The organism is Anaerovorax sp. IOR16 (assembly GCF_017168145.1).
Taxonomy (GTDB): domain Bacteria; phylum Bacillota; class Clostridia; order Peptostreptococcales; family Anaerovoracaceae; genus IOR16.
Genome location: NZ_JADQTL010000009.1, coordinates 830,834 through 856,079 on the forward strand (window position 1 = coordinate 830,834; position 25,246 = coordinate 856,079).

Below are 25,246 nucleotides of genomic sequence, written 5' to 3' on the forward strand. Positions count from 1 at the left end.
AATACAAGAAATATAAAAATATTAAAAAAAATCCTTAAAAAGAAATCAAAACCCTGTAGTAATTAATCTAATATAAGAACGGAATTCTGATTCAAACTAGAAAGGAGCCCTTGCGTGATGGACAAAAATGAGTTTGCTGCTCGTATAGAGCTATTAAAAAAGCGACTTTATCGAACAGCATATTTATATCTTGGTAATGAAGCAAGTGCATTAGAAGCGGTAGACGAAGCCGTTTATAAGGGATTGAAGGCCCTTAATCAGCTGAGACAACCTGAATATTTTGATACATGGCTTACACGAATCTTAATCAATGAATGTAAAAAAGAATTAAAAAGACTGACTCGAGTACATCCAATGGAATATCTGCCGGAGGAAGGAAATGAGGAGTACAATTACGATGTTCTGCCTCTTAAGGAAGCAATCGGGAAGCTTCCGACAGATTTGCGTATGGTAGTGATATTAAGATATTTTTCAGGATTTACATTGACGCAGACTGCAGAAAGCCTGAATATACCACAGGGAACGGTTGTTACTAGACAGCGTCGGGCCCTAGAGCTTTTGAAACTTGATTTATCAGAGGAGGAGGAAGCACTGTGAATCGAAACGACGAATATTTTGAACTCTTAAATGAGTTGGATGATAGCCCTGTTGAGCTTGAATATACACTTATAAGAGCAGAAAGTAAACTGAGGAATAAGCGAAGGAATCATTTTCTCATTCTTCCGATTAGCAGCATAGCATCTTTTTTGATCCTTTTTACTATATTTGTAAATTGCTCCATTACTTTTGCTTATGCTTGTGGTAAAATTCCATTGATTAAAGATTTGGCTCAATTTGTAGCATCATCACCATCGTTATCGGCTGCAGTCGAAAATGAATACGTTCAGCCAATCGAAATGGAACAAACGAAAAATAAAATTGCAGCAAGAGTAGAGTATGTTATTGTTGATCAAAAACAACTCGCTATTTTCTATACTCTTGATTCAAGCATTTATTCAAATATAGATGTTACACCTGAAATAAGAGACATTAATGGGAATAATTTTGAGGGTTATTCTATTTCTTCAGATTCCTTTGACCGTAAAAATGGTGAGTTGAGACAATTGACGGTAGATTTTATGGAAACAAATATGCCGAGTTCAATGCAGCTTATTTTAAAGATACGAGATTATGGGAGTATAAATGAAGAAGAACCTTTAGAGGAATCAGAGTTTCTGGATGAGAAGGAAGATTCAAAATATGATTCAATCTCTGAATTAGATTTACCGGAGCCTGTGGCGGAATTTAATTTTGAACTCAAGTTTGATCCTTTTTTTACAGCGCAAGGAAAGATAATTTCATTAAATCAAAACTTTGAATTGGATGATCAAAGATTAACAGTTACCACAATGGAGCTTTATCCCACACACATACGATTAAATTTTGCGGATGATAAAAATAATACAGCATGGCTGAAAGCATTAGAATTCTATTTGGTGAATGAAAAGGGAAGACGATTTGAAGCGATTTCCAATGGAATTACGGCTACCGGAAGTATTGATTCCCCAATGATGCAGTCTCATAGACTCGAAAGCCCATTTTTTTCTAAAAGTAAAAATCTTACTTTATATATTACCGGAGTTACATGGCTTGATAAGGATATGGAAAAAATTCGTATTAATCTGAAAGAAAAATCTGCAGAGTCTTTGCCTCAAAACATAATATTTGAACATGCTGAACGTCAACGTAATGATTGGATTGTAGGTTTTTCTTCAAAAAGAATAGAAGAGAATCATTCCTATCAGTTATTTCTAACGAATTATTATGACGAAGAGGGAAAGGAATATTCCTATCATAGTTGGTCATCTGAAACTGGATATTTTGATGAGATAAAAGAAACGTATATAGAGAATCCGGATCGATTTTATTCAGAGTTTTCTTTACAAGACTATCCTTTTGATGTAGTATATCTATCACCGGTATACTCACGTATGGTTCAATTGGATAAACCAATTAAAATTAAAATAAATTTAAATGAGAAATAAAAGAGAAGAAATGGAAAAACAGAAATAAAAGCTATGAGAATTTTGCAAGCATTGATAGGAAAGGGGATAGATGAAGAAAATAATTTTAGATAAAATAGAAATAAATATTGAAAAAAAAACAATAAAGCATCTTCATTTATATGTAAAACCACCACTTGGGGAAGTATTTGTTTCCGCTCCCAAACGATTGAGTGATGAGCAAATTCGAGCTTTCTTGCAATTAAAATTATCTTGGATTAAAAAGCACCAGCAAAAATTTTTAAACAAACCTATGCCTAAGAAGAGAGAATTCGTATCAGGAGAAACCGTTTGTGTATGGGGGCAAAGCTATCAATTAGAGGTAATCTCATCTAATGCTTGTCGCTCCATTTCTTTAGAAGATAATAAAATGATACTAAGGATACATGAAGGAAGTACATTTGAGCAGCGAGAACGTTTGATAAAGGAATGGTATCGGAAGCAATTACAGGATGCGCTTCCTGCTATCATAGAAAAATATGAAAATAGAATGGGTGTTCATGCAGAGGAATGGAAAACGAAAAGCATGAAAACCCGTTGGGGAACTTGCAATATCACTGTAAAACGAATTTGGTTGAATTTGAAACTTGCAAAAAAACATCCGATATGTCTTGAATATGTTGTTGTACATGAATTATGTCATTTGCTTGAGCGAAATCATAATGCAAAATTTAAAGGATATATGGATCTTTATTTTCCTGATTGGAAAGAAGTAAAAAAAGAATTGAATAACATTAATAATTGAAGAATTATTTTTAATTAAAAGAGTTTACTAACAATTTGGTGAGAAAACTCTTTTTTTGTTGTGTCGCTGATAAAATTGTCATTAAGAAAAAAACTTTTTTATAGAAACCTTTCTTTAATAGGTTGAAGTTTAAAAAAGAATTAATTTTGATGTGTGTAGATTGTGAAAAAGGAGGATATGGTGAAAAATAATATTCAAAAAAAAATGTTCTTATTGTTTTTAATAGCTGTAGTTATATATGTAATGGGAATTCCTTTCCATTCATTTGCAAAGAACGAGAATTCAAATGATCTGGCTATAATGAGCGGAGAAGCTTTGGAAGTCTCATTTACAGGAGGAAGAGGTACTCCGGATGATCCTTATTTAATTACGAAAATTGAAGAATTGCAGTTGATTGGAGGAAATCAAGAATCTTTGAATAAGCATTATAAACTAATGGAAAATCTTGATTTCAATAATAAAGATAGCTATATGGATATTGCTAATATGTCTGTTTTTACAACGGGCAAAGGGTTTAAGCCAATCGGAGATATTGAAGCAATGGACTTTGATCCGAATGTACATATTCCTTTTAGTGGAAGTTTTGATGGAAACAATAAAACCATCGCAAATCTTTATATTAATCGGGCGATTTTTGATCCAGATAATATAACAGAAGGTGGGATTACTGTCGGACTTTTTGGTGGTGTTATGGGAAGTATGAACTCTCCCGTCATAATTAAGGATTTGGAATTATTAAGTCCTAATATTACGGGAGCAAATCGTGTGGGAGCATTGGCTGCAGCTGCGATGTTTACAAAATTCGAGAATTGCAAAATATCTGGAGGAACTGTTAAAGGAACTGCATTTCCTTCGGCAGAAACAAGCATTGAAGATTTTGTAGGACGAACAACCTCCACAGGTGGAATGCTTGGTATGACATACGTAAAAGGCAGCGGTATATATCACTGCTCATCCAGTGCGACGGTATACGGCACTGATGCTGTAGGGGGACTTGTTGGTTATAATTATGGAAATGAAATAAAGGATAGCTTTTCAACAGGAGATATCACTGGGGATCAATTTATTGGCGGATTAGCAGGATGTAATATTGGTACAGCCATGAAAATGGGCGGTATGCCTCCTATTTATCGTTTTATTTATTCAAAAATAGAAAATTGTTATGCATCAGGTGCGGTAACCGGAAATCGAACTTCATCGGAAAACGGTGTTGGAGGGTTGGTAGGATATAACCATGTTTTTGCTCAAATAAGAAACACTTATTCAACGGGAGAAGTTATCGGAAAACAAAATACAGGTGGATTGGTAGGGCACAATAATCTTGGGACAATTGAAAACTCCTATACGACAAGTAATGTTACTGGGAGTACAAGCGTAGGTGGTCTTGTTGGGTTACATCAGAAAAAACTTGCCGGAGGAACCATGACAACAACACATGGGGCAATTATTATAAGGAATTGTATAGCATTTAACCAAAATGTTTTATCTTCTGATAATTTTAATATTGGGAAGATTGTAGGAATGTGCAAAGGCGAAGATGTAAAGGTTAACCATTGTTATACCAATGTAGATATGAATATTTCTGAACAAGGTGATCATATTGAGAGTGGAATAGAAATATCGAATGAAATATATAAAGACCTCTCTTTTTATAAGAACCTTGTAAATTGGGATACAGAAAATGGCGGCATGGTTTGGAATTTTAGTAAGATTTGGATTATGGGAGAGAAGGGACCGATTTTTAGGGAGAAAGAAGATTCTTCTGATGAGCAACCAACTTCCACTAGAAGAAAACGGCATTCGAAAAATGATATAGTATTACCGATATCTCCAAAAGATTTAAAAAACTTAAGAGAAATAAATATTAAAGATAACAGCAAAATAACACCAGAATTCTTTGAACTTATAAAACAAGGAATGGACATAGATTTCACCGGTAATTTTTACTCATATCATTTTAATGGGAATAATGATGTTGATCGAATTGATTCAGATTTTATTGATTTAGGAGTATCAATTTTATCTTTGGATGAAGGAAAGTGGAACACGATAATTGACAAAGATACAGTAAACATCCGTTTTAATCATAAATCAGAATTTCCGTCTAAAGCAAAAATAACATTACAGTTAAAAGATAATTTAGGAAAGGAAACCTTTGTATATAGATATGATGAAGATACAAACAGGCTTGTAATTATCGGGTTATTTAAAACGGGGGATGGCGTAATATCATTTGAAATTGATTATGGTGGTGACTATATTTTAAGTGATTTCATTATTCCGGAAAAGGATATATATATAGATGAGATTGACGATATTGCATATGTAAGGGGATATAAGAATGGTAGATTTGAACCAGATAAATTTGTCACGAGAGCAGAAACAGCAACTATTTTATCAAATCTATTGAAAGCAAAGAAATTTAGTGACAATAAAACTTTCAGTGATATTAATATGTGGGCAAAAAATGACATTTTAAAAATAGAAAGTTTAGGTTATATAAGTGGGTATCCTGACGGTACTTTCCGTCCAAACAGCGGAATTTCGAGAGCTGAGTTCGTAAGGATTATTGTAAATATTTTTAATGTAGAAAACATAGAATCATATAAAAATGTGCAATTTACAGATATTGAAAACTGTTGGGCAAAGAAGGAAATTGAAATTTGTTACAAACTGGGAATTGTCAGTGGAAATGGTAATAAGTTTAGACCAAATGATAAAATTACTAGAGCCGAAGCTGTATCAATTATTAATCGATTGATTCACCGCAATAGTATAAAAAAAGAAAATCCGTATTATGATTTATCTAAAAATCACTGGGCATATGATGAAATCATGAGTGCTTCTGATAATTTTCAATAATCTATTTTAAAAGGAAAATGAGCTTGCTAGTTAAGCGAGCTCATTTCAGACTGTAGACAAGGATATCTCTATCTTTGCCTACAGTTTTTTTTACATAATGTAATACATTTTATTGTATTTATGGTAAAATATATGTATAAATACATGGAGGTATTTGCTTTATGATGGGTAAGAAAGATTTATTAGGTCGTGATCAATTTCAAATGGTAACCTTGAATTCTCTTGTTCCACAAGATCATATTATTCGTAAGATAGATACTGCGATTAATCTCTCTTTCATTTATGACCTTGTAAAAGATTTGTATTCTGATGTGGGAAAAGAAAGCATCGATCCTGTTGTCTTAATTAAAATTACCCTCATTCAATATACCTTTGGTATTCGATCCATGAGACAGACCATTAAAGAAATTCAAACGAATGTAGCTTATCGATGGTATCTTGGTTATAGTTTAGAGGAAGAAATTCCTCACTTTTCTACCTTTGGTAAAAACTACTCTCGTCGGTTTCAAAATACTGACTTATTCGAACAAATCTTTCAAAGAGTCATTGCTGAAATCATGGAATATGAATTCATTAATTCAGAAAGCATTTTCATTGACGGTACACATATTAAAGCAAGTGCAAATAACCATAACAGTGAAAAAGAAACCGTTTTGGAATCCGTTAAATACTATGAAAAAGAACTAATGAAAGAAATTAACGAAGATCGCATTGAACGAGGAAAACAAGCTTGTAAAAAAAAACGGAAGCCAAAGAAAAGACAAAAGTAATCAAGAAAAGTACCGTAGATCCGGATTGCGGCGTATTTCATAAAGGAAAGCATAAGGTAGTATTTGCTTATGCTGCAAATGTAGCTTGCGATCGAAACAATTACATACTTGCTTTTCATACAAATCCAGGAAATGTACATGACTCAGTTGCATTCCCAAAGATTTATGAAAAAGTAAAAAGATATAAAGGTGTAAAAAATATTGTAATGGATTCCGGATATAAAACACCTGCAATTGCTAGAGAAATACTCAAAGATAAACGAATTCCTATCCTACCATACAAACGACCTATGACAAAAAATGGTTATTTTAAAAAACACGAATATGCTTATGATGAATACTATGATTGCTTTGTATGCCCAGAAAACCAAGTGTTAAACTATACTACAACAAATAGAGAAGGGTATCGGGAATATAAGAGTAAAGGAGAAATTTGCAAGAGTTGCCCTTCCTTATCAGAATGCACAGCAAGTAAAGACCATGTAAAAGTAGTCACACGTCATATATGGGAAAACTACATAGAGCAATGTGAGGACATTCGTCATACTCCAAAGTATCGAGATCTTTACAAACTACGGAGTCAAACCATTGAGCGAGTCTTTGCCGATGCAAAAGAAAAACATAATATGCGTTATACACAATATCGAGGGATTCAGAAGATAGAAATGGAACTGAATCTTCTTTTTGCGTCCATGAATCTAAAAAAACTAGCAACATGGATTCATAAATCTGAAAGAAGGAATCAAATGGCATAGAGATATCCTTTTATTTTTTCTTTTTTTAAAAGCTTTATAGAAAAAATAGAAAATACCTTGCAGAAATTATAAGAATATAAATTTAGCAAGGTATTTTGTCTACAGTCTGAAATGAGCTTGCTAGTTAAGCGAGCTCATTTTTAATTATTTATAAATTTCTACTAAATTATTGTTTTTACTTTATGCATTAAACTGATAGCCCTTGCCTCTTACAGAAGTAATATCGAGTGAAGGAAGTTTCTTTCGAACGGCACTGACACGAGTCATGATTGTAGACTTATCCATGATATAAGGCTCATGCCAAATGGCCTCATAAAGTTCTTTAAAGGTAATAATTTGATTTTGATGTGTAAAAAAATAAGTTAATAAATCACACTCCAGAGGGGAAAGATATATTTTTTCATCTTTATATAAAACTGTATTTCTGGAAGCATAAAAAGTAATAAATTTAGTTTTGTAAATTTGATTTTCCATTTTTTTATGAATTTCATGCCTTCTTAGATGTGCATTGACTCGAGCAATTACCTCATTGAGATTAAAGGGTTTTTTTATGTAATCATCACCTCCGTAATCGAGTGCAGAAATAAGACTGTTCTCGTCGTCCAAACAAGTGATAAATAATATAGGATTATCGGTAAAGTGTCTTGCGTGTTTACATAGGTGAAATCCACTGACATTGGGCATCATAATATCTAACATAAGAAGATCAAACTCTTGTGTAGCAATGATATCTTTTGCCAGATTACTGTCATTTAAGGTGGTGATTTCATATCCCTGTTCTGAGAGGGCAATATCTAAGATATTACTTATATTTGGGTCATCATCAACAATCAGTATTTTCATAATATCCTCCTTTGAATACAATTTTGAAGGTGGTTCCATATGATTTTTTACTTGTACAAGTAATGATTCCGTTGTGATTTTCAACAATAGTTTTACAAATTGCAAGACCTAATCCAAAATGGCTATTCTCAGAGCTTCTGGCGGTATCTTCTCTTGAAAAACGATTAAAAATATTCGGAATCAGCTTTTCTTCAATACCGGCGCCATCGTCTGAGATTGTAATAACAAGATCATTTTCGATGTATTCAGATTTCAATGAAATATTACAGTTTTCCCCTCCATGTTCGATTGCATTATCAATTAAATTATGAAAGAGTCGATACAGCTGCTTCTCATAACAAGGCATATATAGATTTCTCATTAAGTCTAATTTGATATTTTTATTAGGATATGACTGAATTACAGCCGAAAGTATGTCATAAAGATTTTCTGTTTCTTTTGGTAAATTTGTTTTATTTTCAAATCGAATAAGTAGAAAAAGTGATTCCAGCAATTTTGATGTATAAAGAATTTTATCATAGACGATATCAAGATACTTTTTATAGTCTTGTTCTTTTATACTTCCATTTTTCATCAATTCAAGGTATCCTTTTACAATAGTGATAGGAGAGCGAAGATCATGAGAAATATCGGTTATCATTTGGGTTTTTTCCTCATAAGATTGTTCTAATTCTTTAGTTTTTTGTTTAACCAAATGAGTTAGATGTGTTTCGGAAATTTGTGTATCTGAAAAAATTTGTGCATAATTACTGATAGAAGTGGTTGCAATGGACAAAAAATAGAACAACTGAAATAACATAAGATGACTGTTATAATACACCAATATTTGTCCTTCTTCATTATAAAGATTAATATAAACGAGAAGGCAATAGGATACTAGATAACAACTTAGTCCCGTAAAAAGTAAAAGGCCGGAAGGACTTTTTTCTTCGCCATGCTTTGAACAAATCCATAGCGCATAACACATAAAAAGAAGTACATAAAGCAATGCAAGAAGATAGATATTAGTTGCATGTTCATCCCAAATAACAAGCGTTGTAATGACTGTAAAAGTAACAAAGCCGTGATATAAGAGTATCTTTTTTAGATGTTTATTTATTTTATCTTCCTTATAAAATAATAAAATAGTTAAAGCACTGAAAAATTGTCCAATAAGTGTTGGCAATGTATAAAGCACGGTGTTAATAACATAAAACCATCCAGTTAATTGAAAAAGAACAATCGGTTCAAAATGTGTTAATACGGTATAAAAATTAGAGAAACTTGCAATGGCTAAAGTTGCTAAATAGGTGTATTTTTTATTTTTTAAATATAATGTAATTAAGAACAGGGACATTACAAAATAAAAGGTAGCAAGTACAATCTTTATTAGCAATTTTTGAATATAAAAATTATTTAACTTTGTATATTCTCCAATAAAAATATATCGATTGTATTGACCGCTGATTTGTGTATGGTTTGAAATTTTTAAAACGAGATGCAATTCATCCGAATTATCGTTAAAAGGAAGAAAATAGCTTGTTTTTTCTACTTTAGCCTTATCTTTTTTATCGCTGACTACCCCGGCAGAGCTGATTAGGTTACCATTGATATAGACTTCGTTTGCTGTGTAAATTTCTTCTATCATGATGCTGTTTAAAGGAAGGTGGTCGGGATTTTTAATTGTCATTGTTGCCGTAACTACTCCTTCTGGAAAGGAGTAAGTTCGTATTTGATTTAAACTCATATTTTTGGGTGTGATATTGCTATTCTTTATATCCTCATATAGCCCATCATAAACCAAAAAATCTCCTTCTAATGCAACAAATCCATTTATAAAATCCTTCTTTTCAAGTGAAAATATACCATTGTTTGAAATGGGGATGTTCGTATTAAAATAATTAATTGAAAAAATCGCCAATCCAATATTTAAAAGTAAAATAATAGCTAAAAGTAGTTTTCTCTTCATATATATTACCTCGATTTATTATACCATAAAAATACAAAATAAAAGTTTTCTAACGATTTCGTTAGAAAACTCTTTTAATTCATTTAAATGATATAGTAAAAGAAAAAAGGAGGAAATTATAGGTTAGATATGTTTCTATTGTAGGTGAATCCGGATAATAGTATAATAAATAAAAATTAGAGTAAGAGGAGAAGGAATTGAATTATATTATTTTTGCAATTATTTCTTTAACATCCTTTATATCAGCTCAATTAGTCTTATTTTTAATTTTTAACAGAAATAAAATTCATTTAAAAGGCTTTCTAGGGCTTATTTGCGCTGTGTTTCTTTATAGTTTGTTTTATTTATTTGAGATACTTGCGCCTTCTTTAAGCTGGATGAAATTATTTGCTAGTGTACAATACATTGGAATTTTGTCAATACCGGCTTTTTGGGTAATCATGTCACTTCAATATACAAATAAGGGAAAATATATTAATAAATATTTATATACAGCATTGTTTGTATTACCAGTATTTTTAGTTCTTTTAAATATTACCAATGATCATCATCATTTGTTTTATTTGAATTATTCGGCGGATATCATAAATAATCTTTCGATTGCAGAGATTGAACCGGGTTTGGGTTACCGAATCTCAATGGGATATATCAATGTTTGTTTCTTTATTGGTAATTTTTTTTATCTGCATTTCTATTTTAAAGGCAGTAAGGTTTATAAAAAACGAAGCCTTATTATTTTAGCTACATCGTTTATTCCATGGACTGGGTATTGGATTTATATGTTAAAACTAATACCAATAAAGATCGATTTTGTTCCAATCTTTTTGGCAATCCTTAGTTTAGTCTATACGTGTGCTATATTCCGCTCAAATATTTTTGAAACAACAGTAATTGCAAGATCTTTTGTTTTTGATAACATTGCTGAATCAATCTTTGTTTTAGATGAAAATAATCAAATCATTGATATGAATCGAAAAGCAGAGGAGACATTTGATATTAAGTCTGTTTTAGTTTTTAGTAAGAAGATTGAGGAGATATTCCAAGATAATCCGCTCTTTATAAAACAGCTATGCAATGAGGCTGCTGTCAAGTTTGAATGTGAAATGCAAATAAAAAACAGTATCCGTTATTTTAAATGTGAAGTAACTCCAATTCATTGCCGTGAGAATAAAGGGAAAGTGGTTGTTCTCAGTGAAAACACAGAACAAGTTTTACTAATTAAAAAATTAGAATATTATGGAACGACTGACTTGTTAACTGGAGTTTATAATAGAAATTATTTTTATAAGATTGCAAAGGAAAAGGTGGATTTTAGTAAAGATTCTAAACTTATAAGTATCATTATGATGGATTTGGATCTTTTTAAGGTCGTAAATGATACATATGGCCATAGTGCTGGAGATTTGATTTTAAAAAAAGTTATGCGGACTTGCTTGGCAACTTTAGGACCGGAAGCTTATATTGGACGTTATGGAGGCGAAGAGTTTATTCTTTTACTAGAAGGTGTAATGGAAGATGAAGCCATGCAGATTGCAGAGGGTTTGCGAGTTCAGATTGAGCAATTAAAAATAAATTATAATAATGAAATTATTCATATTACATCATCGTTTGGAGTGTATAGTGGAACGGATCAAAACTTAGAATCAATGATTCAGTTTGCAGATAAGGCATTGTATGAAGCAAAAAAAACTGGAAGAAATAAAGTGGTTTCAGCCAAAGCAATTATGAGTAACAGTACTTATTTTAAAAACTGATTTGTTTTTCCCATTTTATATGCAAGAAGTATCATTTCTTGCTCCTCTTTTGTAATTTCACGAGCATACATCTTTTCAAACTGAATAAAGAGTCTTTCACGATCAATAACTTTTCTTTTTTGACGCAGTTGACTTTTAACTTCATTTGGTTCATAGATGCTTGTCTGCATGGATGGGTTATATGTTTTTTTGAACAGTTCCGCAGTATAATAAGCATCATACAGTGCATTATGAAATGGATAAATTTTCGATATATTAAAAGATTCCACTGCATGTTCAAGTTTGATTAATTTATTTGCAGGGCGTTTTAAATGCATGGAAACAAAGGGCTGTAGATTAAGATAACGTTTTGATAAAAAATCTAGGTTTAAATTATGATAAGAGGTATTACGAAATAGTTCTTTCATGTCAGCCGTTCCCCAAACACAGAAAATATAATCTTTTGAGCCAATAAACTTAATAAAAGAGTTAAATATTTTAAAGAAAGGGGCTTCTGGTAAGAGTTGTTCTTTGGTAATACCGGTCAGTTCAGTGATGAAGGGACTTATTTCTGTATAAATTGTTGGCTTTACATAACGGCTAAACGTCGAAACGGTATTGTAATTAGAGTCTAATTTAATTGCACCGATTTGAATGATTTCGAATGGACATTGGGAAGGCTTTGCATTAGAGTAATGGATAGAAGGTAAACACTGATTAAATTCTAAATCAAAAATAATATAATGCATAGTAAGCTCCCTAAAAATAAAATTGTCTTTATTTTTTACTAAAATATATTAAATATTCAAACGACGAAAAAAGACATCAAATGGATGTCTTTTAATTTTTATGTTCTAAGTATATAATTTGTTCTCTATTTAATAATATTCGTCCAATAAAATAAGTGATTCTAGTTCAGGCATACCATTGATAAGACCAATTGCATTAACGGAGTAAGATTTGTTTGGTTCTAAAGCAACATTCGGAATGGTTAGAACAACATCTGGAGTTCCGGTTACACGTGCTTCAAGCGTATAGGTTGCAGGCAGGACTGAGAGGTAAGGTGTTGATTGCTGATAAGATACGTTTTCAAAAAGTATCGTTCCATCTGGCAATGTAATATCTACTGGAGGTGTATCCGGAGATAGATGGACAAATCGAACCATAGACATATTCGCTTTTGATGATGTAGGATAATCAATGTTTTTAATTAAACCCGCTTTATAGTATGTTTTTATTAAGGATAAAGTTTGCATTTCATTATCTTCTATTTTTAAAAGATCGACTACCATAGGCGGTTTTTTTGATCCTGTTATGTTAACTGATAGCTTAAAATCTCCACAGCACATAGGAAAATAGTTCGTATAGGAGCAATAGGTCAGATTTTCTGCAATTAATTTATCATTTAGGTAAATATCAGCATTCGGTGCTCCTGGATGAGCGTGTACAATGCGAAAACAACCCAAATTACGATTTTTCATATGATCTAAATATGGATTTTTTTCAAACATTTTAAAATTATTCATAACATCACCTCTTATAATTATTAGGAGATTTAATTTTTTTCGTAATCGATACAATATATGTTGCAATATATAAAGTGTTAATTTACAGTATTATTAAATAAGAATAATATACTGGGAAAATATTTAAAATTGCGGTATAATTTCATAAGTATTAATATTTATGACAAGGAGAATTATTTATGCAGGAAACAGCATTGTTTACCGTTAAAACAACGATGGAACAAGATGACTATAGAAATTTTTTATATTTTGCTACATTTAGAAAAAACCGCTTTACTATTCCTATGCTTTTTGTTTTATCGGGATTATTGGCACTTATAAGTCGATATTTTGTTGAATCTTTTGAATGGATGGGCTTTTTGATTACTTGGGTTTGTTTATTAGGTATTATGATTGCAACTCTTTGCTATAAGGTGGAGTGGAAGAAAAAAAGAAGAGTGCAAACAGACCATACCGGAACATTTGGTTCTTCGGAAAGCATTTCTTTTTATCAAGATTATTTAATTTCACAAAGCCCGCATGTGGAAGGGACCAGTAAAGTGCGTTATGATCAATTTTATAGAGTCTATTCCAGTAAATCTTATTTTATTTTATATTACAATGCAAGCATGGCATCATTAATTCGAAAAAAGGATATGGATAAGGAAACTTCTAAGGGAATTGAGTTGCTTTTACAAAAAGAATTTAAAAATAAATTTCGATCTATCTAAAAAGAGAGGGTTTTGAAATGCAAACAGAATTTGATTTGGAACAATATTTAAATAATGGAGTAGAAAATATTTTAAAAAATATTATGAAAGCTGTGATTAAAAATCCAAAGCAAAGTGCATTTTTTGCGAAGTATTTATTTTCAGTAAATAAATTAAAAAAACGAAGAGCAGATGCCAAATGTGCAGGACAACACATTCCGGCATTTTTAATTGCAAGCATAACAAAAAAGTGCAATCTGCATTGCAGAGGATGTTATGCAAGAGAAAATCATTCCTGTGGAGAAAATTTAGGGGAAGATACTTTAACAAGTAATGAATGGAGTCATATTTTTGATCAAGCTAAAAATCTTGGAATTGGCTTTATTCTTTTGGCCGGAGGGGAGCCGCTTTTAAGAAAAGATATAATCGAAGAAGCGGCAAAGTATCCCGAAATTTTATTTCCTATCTTCACGAATGGGACAATGATTAATGAATCTTATATTAAAACACTTCAAAAATACCGTAATATAATTCCATTATTAAGTCTTGAAGGTACCGCTCATATTACGGATGAACGCCGAGGTGATGGGGTTTATAAAAAACTGATGCATGTAATGGATGAAATGAATCAGAAAGGTATTTTATATGGGGTATCGTTAACAGTTACAAAGCGCAATATAAAAGATGTTTCAGAATATGCTTTTGTTGATACTTTACATAAAAAGGGCTGCAAAGGTATCATTTATGTAGAGTATGTACCAGTGGATACTTCGACAAGAGAATTGACTCCAAACGAAGAGGAACGGGAATATTTATCCGAGCAGCTGTATGAGCTTCGAAAAAAGTGGGATGATATGGTCTTTCTGTCGTTCCCTGGGGATGAGAAAGCTTCAGGTGGATGCCTTGCAGCGGGAAGAGGTTTTTTTCATATTAATGCCAAAGGAGGCGCAGAACCGTGTCCATTCTCTCCATTTTCCGATGTTAATGTAGTGGAAACTTCTTTAATGGAAGCGTTACATTCTCCTTTATTTATGAAACTAGGTGAAGAAAATGTTATAGATATGGATCACATTGGAGGCTGTGTTCTTTTTGAACAAGAAGAAAAAGTAAAAGAACTACTACTTTAAAAGATAATTTAAAATTTGATCTTAGTGAAAAAGAAAAAAATAGTGAGGAAATGTTTTGTGCAAAATGATAATAAAAATTTAGTTTCTCTCCTTTCTTGCAAATCTTATGAATATAAATATGATGCAGTTAGGTCTGTGATTAATCGGTCTGTAGAAAATTTAGGCGGATGGTCATTGTTTGTTTCTCCTGGAGAGAAAGTTCTTCTTAAAGTAAATTTAGTGATGAAAAAGGCACCGGAACTTGCAGCAACCAGTCACCCAGTTTTTGTACAGGCAGTTTCAGATCTTTTAATGGAACAAGGAGTACAGGTTATTATTGGGGATAGCCCCGGAGGACTTTTTACTGAAAACCGATTAAAGGCAATCTATCAGGTTTGTGGCATGAAAGAAGCTGCTGAGAAAAGTGGGGCAAAGTTAAATTATAACGTAGGATATTCGGAGGTGAAAAATCCGAATGGGCGATTACTTAAAAGACTAACGAATATTAATGTATTACGTGAGGTCGATAAGGTAATCAATTTAAGTAAACTGAAAACACATGGAATGATGCGAATGACAGGTGCAGTAAAGAATATGTTTGGTACGATTCCTGGAACATTAAAGGCGGAATACCACTTAAACCGTTCTGAACCTGAGGACTTTGCGGATGCTCTTATTGATATTTATTTGTGTGCAAATCCTGTCCTTTCTTTCATTGATGGTATTGTTGCAATGGAAGGTGATGGACCAACTTCGGGAACGCCACGGAATGTAGGTGTTGTCATTGCTTCTCAAGATGCGTTTGCAATGGATTTCGCAGCTTCTGCCATAATTGGTGCTGCACCACAATCCATTCCGACTGTAAAAAGAAGTATAGATCGCGGATTATGCGAAACGGATATTTCTAATATTTCGTTTGTCGGTGATTCGTTACAGTCGTTTATTTTAGACGATTTTAAAGCTCCAGTGGTGAAATTAATTAATCCGTTATCTGGAGATTATCCTCATTTTATAAGAAAATTGGTTGATTCCACTTGTCAGCCAAGACCAATATTTTTACATCAGAAATGCATAGGATGTGAAGATTGCTATAAAAATTGTCCACCTTCCGCTATTTATATGAAGGAGCGGCGTCCATATGTAGATTTGGAAAAATGCATTCGCTGTTTTTGTTGCCAAGAGCTTTGTCCGAAAAAAGCTGTTGAAATAAAACGCCCGTTATTATTTCGTTTCTTGACAAAAAGTTGATAAGGAGAATGGTACTATGATTTATGAAGAAGTTTTAGAAAAAGCTAAGAAATTAATGCCTCCGAGTTGCTGGGTTTGTAAGTATTGTAACGGTCTTGCTTGCCGTGGAGAAATTCCGGGGACAGGCGGAAAAGGTACAGGGCAGTCTTTTGTTCGAAGTTATGAAAAATTAGCAGAAATTAAAGTTTCTATGGATACCATTTATAAAAAGAAAGAACAAGATTGTTCGGTTACTTTATTTGGAAAACAATTTGCAGCGCCTATTTTTGCAGCACCAATCAGTGGTATGGCAAGTAATTATACTGGACACTTTACTGAAAAAAGCTATGCAGAAAAATTAATCCATGGAATGTTAAACGTAGGTTGTGTAGCATTTACAGGTGACGGTGTTTCAAGTCATTTTTTTAATGATCCGTTGTCTGTGATTGAAAAAGCAGGTGGAATGGGAATTCCAACGATCAAACCATGGGATCAAGAGACAATCTTTAATAAAATTGAACAAGCTAAAAAAGCGGGTGTTTTTGCGATTGCTATGGATGTAGATTCTGCAGGATTACCATTAATATTTGATTCAGATAAGGAAGTTGGACCTAAAAATATTAGAGAACTGTCAGAAATTCGCTCAAAAATACAGGTTCCTTTTATCATTAAAGGGGTAATGTCAGTAAAAGGTGCTTTAAAAGCATTAGAATCTGGAGCGGATGCAATCATAGTTTCAAACCACGGAGGCAGAGTATTGGATCATGCATTGGCACCGGTAGAAGTACTGCCTAATATTAAAGAGGCAATTGGAGATCGTATGACGATTCTTATAGACGGAGCCATCCGAACAGGCTTGGATGTATTTAAAGTTCTTGCATTAGGAGCGGATGGAGTACTTATCGGAAGACCATATGTAGTGGCTGCTTATGGTGGAAATAATTTATACAAAGAAAATAATAAACGAGTTAAAGGATGCAATGAAAATGACAGGTTGTAATACTTTAAAGGATATTACCAGAGATAAAATTATTTGGCCTGAAAAAATAGAAAGAGCAAAAGAAGATGAAAAAATTTGATACCGTAATTTTTGATTTAGATGGTACCTTATTGAATTCTTTAGAGGATTTGTGCGATAGTACTAATGCTGCATTGAAGGAAATGGGATACCCAATTCGAACGTTAGATGAAATTCGTATTTTTGTAGGGAATGGTGTTTGGAAGTTGATTGAAAGAGCAGTTCCCAATCATAGTAGTAAGGAAGACGTTGGTCGGTGCTTCAGACTTTTTGAAACACATTATGAAAAAAATAAAGAAAATAAAACAAGACCTTACGAAGGAATCGTAGAACTCCTGCAGGCATTAAAAAAACAAGGGTATAAGACAGCAGTTATTTCAAACAAGTACCATGAAGCCGTATGTGCCTTGACTGCGCATTACTTTGGAAACTTCTTTGATGTTTCCGTTGGAGAAAAAGAAGGGATACCGAAAAAACCGGCTCCGGATGGGATAAAAACGGTGTTAAAATCCTTAAATTCCGATTCGCAGAATGCAATCATGGTCGGAGATTCGGATGTTGATATATTAACGGCAAAAAATGCAGGACTGAAAAGTGTTGGTGTAACTTGGGGATTTCGTACCAAGGAACTGCTGAAAAAGGTAGGTGCAGATTATATCATAGACGAACCAAAAGCACTTTTGGATTTGCTGCAGTAAAGCAGAATTGTTAGTCTATAGTTTCTACATTTGGTGTACTTTGCGGTGTATGTACACCAATCGGTATTTTTGATATGATGATGGCTATAAACATAATAATACACCCAATTATTTTTTTTATGGGGAAAACTTCTCCTGCCAATAAAATAGAAAAAATAGTTCCAAAGACAGTTTCTAAAGACATCAATAAGGCTGCATGAGTAGCAGGCGCATATCTTTGTGTAATATTTTGGAGTAAAAATGCAACCGTTGTATTTAAAATAGATAAGTAAAGCACTGCAAGAATACTTCTTTCTGAAATGCTTGAAAATAGAATTGGTTCTTCAAGAACCAATGCACAAAAGAAGGATAATAGCCCAGCTGTGAAAAGGGATAAAAAAGTATATAGCATTAAATTTAATTGTTTAATAAGAACACCTGTAAAAACAATTTGAAGAGAAAAGGTAAAAGCAAAAATAAGTGTTAAAAAATCACCAAAACCCATAGATAAGTTTTTATTTAAAGTTAGAATTCCAATGCCGAACATTGCGATGACTGCTGCAAATACTATTTGCTTTGAAGGTTTTTGTTTTAATAGAATCCATGAAATAAATGGTACGATTACAGTATATGAAGAAACAATAAAGCTTTGCATAGCTGGGGTTGTGTATTGCAGCCCAGTGGTTTGAAAGGCATTGCCCGTAAACATGCACAATCCAATGAGAGAACTATACAGAAGTGTTTTTCGATTAATATATTTTAATTGAGAAAAGGAAAATATAAATAATACTGAACTTGCGATAAGATAACGAAAAGCATTTAGATAAAATGGTGTTAATGATTCAAGACCAATTTTTCCCGCAACAAATCCGGCGCCCCAAATGATGGCAAGCAGTATTAATCCTAAGTCAGCAAAGATAATTTTTTTATTCAATCGAGGATCTCCTTTACGAATTCTTTAAAACCACATATAGATTTCATTGTAACATTTGTAAAAATAAAGTCAATTATGTATAATAAGCTTGGAAATTAAAATTTAAAGGAAATATAAAGTCGATATATGATAAAAGAAGATCAAATACTAATAGCAGGAATAAAAGATAAAATCAGCCAATGCAGTGAACAGTATCGGATTACGCATTCGGCATTTTTTGATGTACGGCAGCGTAATGTGATTGAGCAGTATTGCAGAAGTCAAAAAGGATTGCGTTATGCAATTTATGGTGGATATGAGGATGCAGAGCGAAATATCGTGTTATTTTTACCTGATTATATTTCGCTTAAAAAAGATTTAGGGATAGAAGATTATTTTTTAAAAAATCCAGACGAAAATCCGCTTGTTCTTTTACATATTACTTATGATGGTTATCAGGAACTTTCGCATCGTGATTATTTAGGATCTCTGCTAAGTTTAGGGATAAAAAGGGAAAAAGTAGGTGATATTATCGTTCAAAAAAAAGGGTGTGATATCATTGCTTTTGAGGATATCGCGAATTTCCTGTTGCTGCATTATGAAAAAGCTGCAAACATGCGATTGAAAACAGAGTTGTGTTCCATTAATCAGCTCGTTGTACCGATAGGAAAACGGAAAGAAATAATAGATACCGTCGCTTCTTTGCGATTGGATAATATAGTTGCCTCTGCATTTTCAATGTCCCGATCAAAGGCGGCAGAAGCCGTTTCAAAAGGGATTGTTTCCGTAAATGGTGTACAGAAGCTAAAGCCTGATAATCTTCTTAGGCAAGGAGATAAGCTTGTTTTAAGAGGTAAGGGCAAGGCGATTGTAAAAGAAATTGGAAAAGAGACCAGAAAAGATCGAATTTTCATTGTATTGGAGCGTTATCTTTAAAGGGAGGATTTGAGATGATAGAGCGAAACAATGCTTCTTCTGCCAGAAGAAGCGATGCAATCTATAATCCCATCGAAGAAAAATGGGAACGGAGATTAACATCTAGGTATCTTGGCGATTTGGAAGACTTTTCTTTGGAAAAGGAATTTAGTGTAAAAATGTATGGCATAAAAAACAAAGCCATTTCTACGAGAAAAATAGCTGAGGGTTTGATCAAATCGGAATCGGTAAAGTTACATATAAATGATTTAAAATCGTCAATGAAAGATTCCGTTCAAAAATTAAAAGAGTTGGGTGAAGAACTAACTGCTCAAGAAGAAAATACTGCCGAAATACAAATGCAAAGCCATATAGAAGATAACGACAATGATAACGAGAACGAAATCGAAGAGTATGAACAAGATTACGAAGAGGAATATGATGAAAACTTTGATCCAAATTCGGAAGATTCGGAGGAAAACCAATCTTTAACGTTGTTAAAGATAGTGATTGCAATCATAGGATTAATTGTCGCATTTGTATCAAATTAAATACGAATTAAAATAGATTGTACGTGCTTTTCCTTTTCTTTTATCATCAATTGTGATAAAGTTAACTTAGATTTAATTTTACAGACATCACGAATAAATATGCGTGAAGACAGGAGGCAGTTATGCAATCAAATCATTTACTAATACGTCCTTCTACATTTGAAGACTGCACCTTGTTTGCAAAGTGGGAGGCACAACCGTATATTATTGAGTTTTTCACGATAAGTCAAGGAAGAGATTATAATGAAATCGCGCAAGAATTCGTTAAAAGAACGTTAGACTCCAGCATGTTACAATTAACAATTGTTATGAAGGATGAAGATAAGCCGATAGGGCGTGTTTTTATCAGTCGATTGGATCAACATGCTGATTCTCTTGATATCACTCGCATTTATATTGGTGAGGACTCCTATCGCGGAAAAGGTCTTGGTGAAGAAGCACTTCGTTTACTTTTGGAATATTGCTTTATTTATTTACATATGGAACGAGTTACGTTGGATCATGTGCCTGAAAATCGGCGAGCAGCAAATTTATACCTAAAATTAGGGTTTCAATATGAAGGAATTGCGCGTCATGCTGGAAAAAAAGATGGCAAATATGTAGACTTGCATCTTATGTCTATGCTACGTTCGGAGTATTTTAAAAATATGAAAAACGGTGATCTGTAAGAATATATTAAGAATTTTATAGAACGTTTAGTAAGAAATAAAAGGTATCCTCTTAATTAGAAAGACAGAATTCAGTTTTGGCCTTCTAATAAAAGAAAGGGGGTACCTATTTTTTATAACAAAATGAAAGGATTAATGATATGAACATTTTAGTTTGTGATGATGATCGAGAAATTGTAGCAGCAATCGAAGTTTACTTAAAAAATGAAGGATATGACATTCTAAAGGCATACGATGGGATAGAGGCATTAGATATTCTTGATAAGAATGAAGTGCATTTGGTACTTATGGATATCATGATGCCGCGTATGGACGGTATGCGTGCAACCATGAAAATTCGAGAGGAAAAAAACATCCCAATTATTATGCTTTCTGCAAAATCAGAGGATTATGATAAAATAACCGGATTGAACCTTGGAGCAGATGATTACATTACAAAACCTTTTAATCCGTTAGAGCTGATTGCCAGAGTTAAATCACAATTACGTCGTTATGTAAATCTTGGCAGTATGGAAAAAAAGACGGGAATGTATCGATCGGGAGGACTTGTAGTTGATGATGAAACAAAGTCTGTAACTTTGGATGATGAACAGGTTCCGGTTACACCGATTGAATATGGTATTTTAAAATTATTAACACAGAACGCAGGAAAAGTATTTTCTATGGAGCAAATTTATGAAGCGGTTTGGAAAGAAACTGCTTATAATCCGGAGAATACAGTGGCGGTTCATATTCGAAGGATTCGGGAAAAGATTGAGATCAATCCGAAAAACCCGAAGTATTTAAAGGTGGTGTGGGGAATTGGATACAAAATTGAAAAACTTGGGTCATAATCCGCTTGGAAAAGTGATTGCTTTTTTACTTTGTGTTACATTTTTTATAACAACGATTGTATCATCGATGGCAGCGATTTTGTTGATAGACCAACAGGATGGTTTATATTATGGAGAGCCGTTTGATGTACTTTCTTCTCAAAATTACATGGAAAGCAATGCTTTGGAATTGGATTTTTATAATAAAACGACAGAAATTTTTAGTACGCTGCATTGGTTAGAAAATGAGGAAAATATTAAAAACGGCAATACAATCAATCAAAATGAATTTGATAATGCAAAGCGTGATTTATTCTATAATATATTTTACGAAAAGTATCAAAATCGTTATTATAGTGAAGAATATGATGCTATGGTAGCAGAAGATGAAAACGATACAATTGTACTAGAATATGAGAATGCGAATGCGAGAAAATTATTTGAAACAATATGTTCCTCTGAAATTGAGACATTAAAAAATAGTTTGATTGAAAAAGACTTAAGAGAATACCGAAATAGCTTATCATTTTTAAATAAAACGGATGGATTTTATTATTATGCAATCGATGGGAATAATATTTTTACTAATCTTCAGGAAAAGACTTACAGCTCCAAAAATGATTTATTAAAGTTTTTTCAAAATAAGTATGCGTATCGTATATATCAAGATGGAGAATATTTTAGTTATCCTGAGACAGGCCGAGCACAATTATATTGGGAAAATGAACTGGAAAATTTTTTGCGTAACAATTATAATGAAAATATTTCTATTTATATGGCCTATGATACCACATATATTGAACAACAAAGCAAACTGTTCCAAGATATTCGAAATCGCCTGATAAAGGATATCAGTATTATATTGTTTTCATTTCTTATGACGGTAGTGCTGTTTGTATATCTTTTGGTAACTACCGGTAAAAAAAATGAGGAAGGAAGCATAATTTTATGTAAGGTGGATCGTTGGTTTACAGAAATTCAGCTTGCTATTATTACCGCTATCTTGTTTTTAGGAGGAGCATTTGTATTTGCTACATTCAGAGAGTTCTACAATCTGGAATATTACGGAAATTTTTATTCTCCGGTAATGCTGTTTTTCTATGTTGGTGCATATCTGATAGCTTCCATTGGGTTGTTCTTTGTGCTTAGCTTAGTAAGAAAAATAAAAGCGAACCGTTTTTTAGCTGATTTTATCTTATGGCGCATCGTGCAAACCGTATTTATCACGTTTAAGGAATTATATCATGGAAGTAATACCATTCGAAAAGTGGCTTTTGTCCTTATTGTGATGTGTGTTTGCTCGGCAAGCATTGTCATGTTGCCTGTAGTGCTTATCATAGCCTTGTTATACTGTACAAAGATTGTAAAACAATATGAGGCAATTAAAAAAGGAGTCGATGAAGTAAAAAATGGGAATTTGACCTATAAAATTAATATAAAAGGGAATGGGTTAGGTGAATTTGAGCAATTGGCAAGAGACATCAATGACATATCAGAAGGATTTGATGTGGCGGTAAAACAAGAATTGAAAAACCAAAGACTCAAAACAGAATTGATTTCAAATGTATCTCATGATATAAAAACACCGTTAACTTCAATCATTACCTATGTTGATTTATTAAAAAAGGAAGGACTTGATTCAGAAGACGCTCCAAAATATTTAGAGGTTTTAGATCAAAAAAGCATTCGATTAAAGAAATTAACAGAGGATTTATTTGAAGCAGCAAAGGCTTCCAGCGGTGATATGCCTGTTAATATGCATGAGGTTGAATTGCTATCCTTAATTAATCAGGGGCTTGGTGAAATGAATGATCGATTCCAACAACGGGGTTTAGAGGTTATCATAAAAGCGGAGAAAGAAAAGTATTATGTTTTAGCGGATGGTCAGCTGCTTTGGCGTGTGGTTGAGAATCTCTTTGGAAATATTATTAAATACGCACAGCAGAACTCAAGAGTGTATATTGATTTAAGAGAAGAGATGGAAGAAGGTTCTTCAAATACAGCAGTTTTAGAGATTAAAAATGTATCAGAAAATCCGCTTAACATTCCGGCAGAAGAATTGCTGGAACGTTTTAAACGAGGTGATATATCAAGAAGTACGGAAGGAAGTGGTCTTGGGCTCTCTATTGCAAAGGATTTAATGCAGATACAGAAGGCAAAATTCGATATTGTAGTAGATGGAGATTTATTTAAAGCAATTCTTACGCTTGACACAGCTGCAAAAGAATCTGAGACGGAATCTGAAAACTAAAATAGAATCAAAATAGATTCTTGGAACAAATGCTTTACCACCCACATAGACTATAGTGGGTGGTTTTTTTGAGAAAAATAAGAAGATCAAAAAATAGAGCCAAATTCCTCGGAGTTGCACTTGCTATGATTGGATGTATGATTATAGTGAGGATTATACCTCTTGCTGTATGGTATGGATTACTTTTTATTATGGTTGTCGCTTTAATCTTAATATTTTATTGGGGAATGCATGGTTAAAACATAAAAAAGGGGTAGAATTATGGGAAATCATATGGGAAATCATAACTGCAATTACAAAAAAAAATGTTGCAGAAGACCGGGAGAAATTGAGTTATTCGGATTGATTCTTTTAATCATAGGTGTAGTTACAATTTGTGCTTTTTTGCTTCCTTCTAAAATATGGCTGCTTATTATGGGATTTATTATGATTTTCTGCGGTTATAAATTATTTCGGTGTTGATTTAATGTGGAAGAATCGAAGAAGATAAAGATTTTGTGAAAAAGTGTGTGTTTTTTTCAATTCCATTGGACAGGCAGTTATGCAAAGGCTATAATAGAAAGGAATTATTTAGAAAGGGAGGACGCAAAAATGATGAATGATGGTATTTATTTATTTTTACAAAACGTACAAATTGCTACGATGATTGTTTCGTTTGTTTGTTTTTTGTTGAGCGTAGTCGCATTAATCTTTTTTATCGCTATGATGTTTTATGGAATTAAGGTTGCTAAAATCTATATCAAAGAACATGAAGTGGATAAAAAATCAGAACCGGGATCAGAAACTATTTTGGAAGACGAAGATGACAAAGAAAATGCTCAAAATGAAGAATCCGAATTGTTAGAAGAAAAAGAAGAGTAGGCGATGCCTACTTTTTTTATTAGGTAGGAAATATCGTTTGCGATATTGACGGAATATCAAAGAAAGCACTTCGATCATTGGATGCAGTTCATAGGAGATAATATAAAAAAACCTGCAGATCTGCAGGTTTCATTTTTTAGATTGCTCTTGTAATTTTGTTCGATCTGATGCATCTTGTGCATACGTTCTTTCGAGTAACCGTACCGTTTTCATTCACTTTAACAGTTTGAATGTTTGCGTTCCATTTTCTTCTTGTATGTCTATTGGAATGGGACACATTATTTCCAGAAACCTGACCCTTACCACATATTTCGCATTTTCTTGACATCTGCTG

Annotated in this window: 25 protein-coding genes; 19 read left to right on the forward strand and 6 right to left on the reverse strand. The window is 32.9% G+C overall.

Going from position 1 to position 25,246, the window contains the following annotated elements; translation table 11 throughout:
- The first annotated feature begins 117 nt into the window (after positions 1-117).
- The 6 genes from I2490_RS07685 to I2490_RS17155 all read left to right on the forward strand — a co-directional run bounded on the left by I2490_RS07685 (position 118) and on the right by I2490_RS17155 (position 7,174).
- The gene (locus tag I2490_RS07685; RefSeq protein ID WP_206459690.1) at positions 118-597 is read left to right on the forward strand and encodes a sigma-70 family RNA polymerase sigma factor; all 480 of its coding nucleotides are present in this window, start codon (positions 118-120) and stop codon (positions 595-597) included.
- Positions 594-2,024, forward strand: coding sequence for a DUF4179 domain-containing protein (locus tag I2490_RS07690; protein WP_206459144.1), 1,431 nt, complete (start codon positions 594-596; stop codon positions 2,022-2,024). Before I2490_RS07685 ends, I2490_RS07690 begins: the two co-directional genes overlap by 4 nt.
- A 70-nt stretch (positions 2,025-2,094) precedes the next feature.
- On the forward strand, positions 2,095-2,787 hold the full coding sequence (locus I2490_RS07695; RefSeq protein WP_206459145.1) for a M48 family metallopeptidase: 693 nt from the start codon (positions 2,095-2,097) through the stop codon (positions 2,785-2,787).
- A 177-nt stretch (positions 2,788-2,964) separates the two neighbouring features.
- The gene (locus I2490_RS07700; RefSeq protein ID WP_206459146.1) at positions 2,965-5,649 is read left to right on the forward strand and encodes an S-layer homology domain-containing protein; all 2,685 of its coding nucleotides are present in this window, start codon (positions 2,965-2,967) and stop codon (positions 5,647-5,649) included.
- A gap of 161 nt (positions 5,650-5,810) precedes the next feature.
- On the forward strand, positions 5,811-6,419 hold the full coding sequence (locus I2490_RS17150; protein WP_442859721.1) for a transposase: 609 nt from the start codon (positions 5,811-5,813) through the stop codon (positions 6,417-6,419).
- Positions 6,419-7,174 carry a transposase gene (locus tag I2490_RS17155; protein ID WP_206458150.1) on the forward strand — a complete coding sequence of 252 codons (756 nt, stop codon included), beginning with the start codon at positions 6,419-6,421 and terminating at the stop codon, positions 7,172-7,174. Before I2490_RS17150 ends, I2490_RS17155 begins: the two co-directional genes overlap by 1 nt.
- 180 nt (positions 7,175-7,354) lie before the next feature.
- Here the strand turns inward: I2490_RS17155 and I2490_RS07710 are convergent, their stop codons facing one another.
- On the reverse strand, positions 7,355-8,017 hold the full coding sequence (locus tag I2490_RS07710; RefSeq protein ID WP_206459147.1) for a response regulator transcription factor: 663 nt from the start codon (positions 8,015-8,017) through the stop codon (positions 7,355-7,357).
- Positions 7,998-9,965, reverse strand: a complete 1,968-nt coding sequence (locus tag I2490_RS07715; RefSeq protein WP_206459148.1) for a sensor histidine kinase — start codon at positions 9,963-9,965, stop codon at positions 7,998-8,000. Before I2490_RS07715 ends, I2490_RS07710 begins: the two co-directional genes overlap by 20 nt.
- A 197-nt stretch (positions 9,966-10,162) precedes the next feature.
- Between I2490_RS07715 and I2490_RS07720 the strand changes: the two genes are divergently transcribed.
- The gene (locus I2490_RS07720) at positions 10,163-11,719 is read left to right on the forward strand and encodes a histidine kinase N-terminal 7TM domain-containing diguanylate cyclase (protein WP_206459149.1); all 1,557 of its coding nucleotides are present in this window, start codon (positions 10,163-10,165) and stop codon (positions 11,717-11,719) included.
- Here I2490_RS07720 and I2490_RS07725 read toward each other — a convergent pair.
- Both I2490_RS07725 and I2490_RS07730 read right to left on the reverse strand, forming a co-directional pair.
- Positions 11,704-12,447, reverse strand: coding sequence for a 3'-5' exonuclease (locus I2490_RS07725; RefSeq protein ID WP_206459150.1), 744 nt, complete (start codon positions 12,445-12,447; stop codon positions 11,704-11,706). The two genes, I2490_RS07720 and I2490_RS07725, sit on opposite strands and share 16 nt — an antisense overlap.
- Positions 12,448-12,576: 129 nt before the next feature.
- Positions 12,577-13,224: a DUF4397 domain-containing protein gene (locus I2490_RS07730; protein WP_206459151.1), complete on the reverse strand. Its 648-nt coding sequence runs from the start codon at positions 13,222-13,224 to the stop codon at positions 12,577-12,579.
- Positions 13,225-13,403: 179 nt separating this feature from the next.
- Between I2490_RS07730 and I2490_RS07735 the strand changes: the two genes are divergently transcribed.
- The 5 genes from I2490_RS07735 (at position 13,404) to I2490_RS07755 (ending at position 17,962) form a co-directional block, all read left to right on the forward strand.
- Positions 13,404-13,934: a YcxB family protein gene (locus I2490_RS07735; RefSeq protein WP_206459152.1), complete on the forward strand. Its 531-nt coding sequence runs from the start codon at positions 13,404-13,406 to the stop codon at positions 13,932-13,934.
- A gap of 17 nt (positions 13,935-13,951) precedes the next feature.
- On the forward strand, positions 13,952-15,040 hold the full coding sequence (locus I2490_RS07740) for a radical SAM protein (RefSeq protein WP_206459153.1): 1,089 nt from the start codon (positions 13,952-13,954) through the stop codon (positions 15,038-15,040).
- A gap of 57 nt (positions 15,041-15,097) precedes the next feature.
- On the forward strand, positions 15,098-16,267 hold the full coding sequence (locus I2490_RS07745; RefSeq protein ID WP_206459154.1) for a DUF362 domain-containing protein: 1,170 nt from the start codon (positions 15,098-15,100) through the stop codon (positions 16,265-16,267).
- Positions 16,268-16,283: 16 nt separating this feature from the next.
- Entirely contained in the window at positions 16,284-17,246 is a 963-nt protein-coding gene (locus I2490_RS07750; RefSeq protein WP_245157110.1) for an alpha-hydroxy-acid oxidizing protein, read from the forward strand.
- Between the two features lie 65 nt (positions 17,247-17,311).
- Positions 17,312-17,962: an HAD family hydrolase gene (locus tag I2490_RS07755; protein WP_206459155.1), complete on the forward strand. Its 651-nt coding sequence runs from the start codon at positions 17,312-17,314 to the stop codon at positions 17,960-17,962.
- A gap of 10 nt (positions 17,963-17,972) precedes the next feature.
- On the opposite strand, the gene I2490_RS07760 is transcribed toward I2490_RS07755, so the two are convergent.
- Positions 17,973-18,875 (reverse strand): DMT family transporter, encoded by a 903-nt coding sequence (locus I2490_RS07760; RefSeq protein WP_206459156.1) that lies wholly within the window; start codon positions 18,873-18,875, stop codon positions 17,973-17,975.
- 126 nt (positions 18,876-19,001) lie between these two features.
- Between I2490_RS07760 and I2490_RS07765 the strand changes: the two genes are divergently transcribed.
- From I2490_RS07765 to I2490_RS07795, 7 genes are all read left to right on the forward strand, one after another.
- A complete protein-coding gene (locus I2490_RS07765; RefSeq protein WP_206459157.1) occupies positions 19,002-19,790 on the forward strand; it encodes a YlmH family RNA-binding protein in 789 nt (262 codons plus the stop codon).
- Positions 19,791-19,804: 14 nt separating this feature from the next.
- Entirely contained in the window at positions 19,805-20,320 is a 516-nt protein-coding gene (locus I2490_RS07770; RefSeq protein WP_206459158.1) for a hypothetical protein, read from the forward strand.
- A gap of 122 nt (positions 20,321-20,442) precedes the next feature.
- Entirely contained in the window at positions 20,443-20,988 is a 546-nt protein-coding gene (locus I2490_RS07775) for a GNAT family N-acetyltransferase (RefSeq protein WP_206459159.1), read from the forward strand.
- 140 nt (positions 20,989-21,128) lie between these two features.
- The gene (locus tag I2490_RS07780) at positions 21,129-21,821 is read left to right on the forward strand and encodes a response regulator transcription factor (protein ID WP_206459160.1); all 693 of its coding nucleotides are present in this window, start codon (positions 21,129-21,131) and stop codon (positions 21,819-21,821) included.
- Positions 21,790-24,051 (forward strand): sensor histidine kinase, encoded by a 2,262-nt coding sequence (locus I2490_RS07785; protein WP_206459161.1) that lies wholly within the window; start codon positions 21,790-21,792, stop codon positions 24,049-24,051. The genes I2490_RS07780 and I2490_RS07785 overlap by 32 nt, the downstream gene beginning before the upstream one ends.
- Before the next feature lie 261 nt (positions 24,052-24,312).
- Complete coding sequence (locus tag I2490_RS07790; RefSeq protein ID WP_206459162.1) at positions 24,313-24,513, forward strand: hypothetical protein; 201 nt, start codon at positions 24,313-24,315, stop codon at positions 24,511-24,513.
- 129 nt (positions 24,514-24,642) lie between these two features.
- Positions 24,643-24,912 (forward strand): hypothetical protein, encoded by a 270-nt coding sequence (locus tag I2490_RS07795; protein ID WP_206459163.1) that lies wholly within the window; start codon positions 24,643-24,645, stop codon positions 24,910-24,912.
- A gap of 136 nt (positions 24,913-25,048) precedes the next feature.
- Here I2490_RS07795 and rpmB read toward each other — a convergent pair whose 3' ends face one another.
- Positions 25,049-25,240, reverse strand: a complete 192-nt coding sequence (gene rpmB / locus I2490_RS07800) for a 50S ribosomal protein L28 (protein WP_206459164.1) — start codon at positions 25,238-25,240, stop codon at positions 25,049-25,051.
- Positions 25,241-25,246 lie beyond the last annotated feature (6 nt).